Origin of the sequence: uncultured Cyclobacterium sp. (genome assembly GCF_963976465.1) — a bacterium.
Classification (GTDB): Bacteria; Bacteroidota; Bacteroidia; order Cytophagales; family Cyclobacteriaceae; genus Cyclobacterium.
In genome coordinates, this window is sequence record NZ_CAXBOC010000656.1 from 1 (window position 1) to 2391 (window position 2391).

At 41.5% G+C, this 2391-nt stretch carries 1 protein-coding gene; it reads left to right on the forward strand.

All coding sequences use genetic code 11. The features are described 5' to 3' along the window. Window positions 1-554 precede the first annotated feature (554 nt). Window positions 555-2252 (forward strand): sulfatase, encoded by a 1698-nt coding sequence (locus AAC037_RS23515; protein WP_339906062.1) that lies wholly within the window; start codon window positions 555-557, stop codon window positions 2250-2252. The last annotated feature ends 139 nt before the right edge of the window (window positions 2253-2391 follow it).

The window sequence follows — 2391 nt, forward strand, 5'->3', positions numbered from 1 at the left end:
AGGGGGATTTTTTTACGTGAAATGTAAACCCAAAGTAGTATTTGAATAATAATCGGTAAACTTAATTTTGGACAATTCAGCTATTCCATTTTCGTTAAAATCCCCCTAGCCCCCTTAGATTAAGGGGGAGTTGCAGCAAAGGGCTTTTGAGACCAATCTGGTGTAATTTGTTTGGGCCGAGAAAGTGAAATGTAAAAATGTATCCGCTAATTCGAACTATACAAATCCCCTTTAGGGCAGGGGGATTTTTTTATCAATACTTAATAGTGACCCGTCCTGAAAAAAGTTTACAGTTTTAAAATTTATTGTTTGTTAGTACTGCCCCAAGTTTACATAGCATATTACTCCTAATAAGCCCAAATCCGCACACATCTACAAAAAGTAAGGCTTTTAAACCCTCTTGGGTTTTCGGACATTTCTATTTTATCGGCCTTACGGAAATCAATAAAATGGACTACCCAAAATGACATAATCCGCCTATATTTGGAAAAACATTTTTAATTATTAAGCCAAAGCCCTAATTTTCCCAATCATAACAATAAATTATATACTTAATGGGAAAATATACGCCAATAATAGCCGGCTTTCTTGCGGTTCTTGGCCTTTCGGCCTGTGAACAAACAGCTGAAAAGGAAGAGACTGCCGAACGACCTAATATCATATTTATCATGTCTGATGATCATGCCTATCAGGCCATATCTGCCTATGACAATAAGCTGATTGAGACGCCAAATATCGATAGGATTGCCGAAATGGGTATGCTTTTCACCAACGCCTCAGTGACCAATTCCATTTGTGCTCCTTCCAGGGCCACCATATTGACAGGAAAGCACAGCCATATCAATGGTAAGATAGACAACCACTTTCCTTTTGATACCACCAATGTAACATTCCCTCAGATTTTTCAGGAGGAAGGCTACCAGACCGCCATGTTTGGTAAATTACATTTTGGCAACAACCCTAAGGGCTTTGATCAATTCAAAATCTTGCCCGGCCAAGGAAAGTATTACAACCCGGTCTTTATCACCAAGGATGAAGGTAAAATTGAAGTGGAGGGTTATGTTACAGATATCATTACCGACATGACGCTAAATTGGTTGGAAAAAGAGCGTACCAAAGAAGACCCTTTCCTACTATTTTACTTGCACAAAGCACCTCATAGGGAGTGGCTCCCGGCTGGAAGGCATGTAGCGGAGTTTACCCAAAAGACTTTCCCTGAGCCTACCACCTTGTTTGATGATTATTCAGGAAGAGGTCGAGCGGCGCACGAAGCTGAGATGAATTTGCTTACCGATATGCACTGGGCGGGAGATTCTAAAATTCCGCCGGCAGTGATGGATGAATTGGGCATAGCTCCTAATTCCAGCTGGGACAAGGCGGCCTTTGATGGAGAAGTAGGACGCATGAATCCGGAGCAGCGCGCTGTTTGGGATGCTTCTTACAATCCTATGATCGAAGATTTCAAAAAAGCTTATCCAAATATGACAGATGAGGATAAGATGAAGTGGAGGTATCAGCGTTATATGCAAGATTATTTGGGTACCATCAAAGCAGTAGATGAAAACGTGGGACGGGTGCTGGACTATTTGGAAGCCAACGAGATGATGGATAACAGCATTATTGTTTATACTTCTGACCAGGGTTTTTACTTGGGTGAGCACGGCTGGTTTGACAAGCGCTTTATTTATGATGAGTCTTTCAAAACGCCTCTATTGGTGGCTTGGCCCGGGAAAGTAGCTCCCGGAACTCAATCCAATGAGATGGTTCAAAACCTTGATTTTGCCCAAACTTTCTTGGCTGCTGCAGGGATCGAAGCTCCCGCAGACATGCAGGGTGAAAGCCTTTTGCCACTATTGACAGGAGAAGGAGAATGGACTCGAGATGCAGTGTATTATCACTATTATGAATATCCCTCTGTGCATATGGTAAAGCGCCATTACGGTATTGTGACCAAAGAATACAAACTTGTACATTACTATTTTGATGCAGATGAATGGGAGCTGATCGACAGAATCAATGATCCAATGGAACTGAAAAATGTCTATGATGATCCTGCCTATGCCGACATCCAAGCCGAACTGCATGAAAAACTGGATGGCCTAAGAGAAAAATATGGGGACAATTCAGAAATCTCCCAAAAATACCTGAACGAGTATTTGGATTTCCTTCAGGAAAGAGAATCCTATGCAGGTGGAAAAAATACCGAGTTATTGGACAAAATATTTGAAGGTAGAGAGCTTTCAGATAAATAAAACCCACGACCCAACCGGTTTTAAGTTTTAATGCATATATCCCTCCGCCACCGCGGAGGGATTTTTTTTTCGTAAACCGTAAACCCAGGATCAATTAAAAGCGCAATTGATGTAGTTGAAATGGTCTAAGGAAATTCAA

Excerpts from the sequence above, each read along its gene's own strand:
- AAC037_RS23515 (WP_339906062.1), top strand. The coding sequence starts at position 555 with ATGGGAAAATATACGCCAATAATAGCCGGCTTTCTTGCGGTTCTTGGC.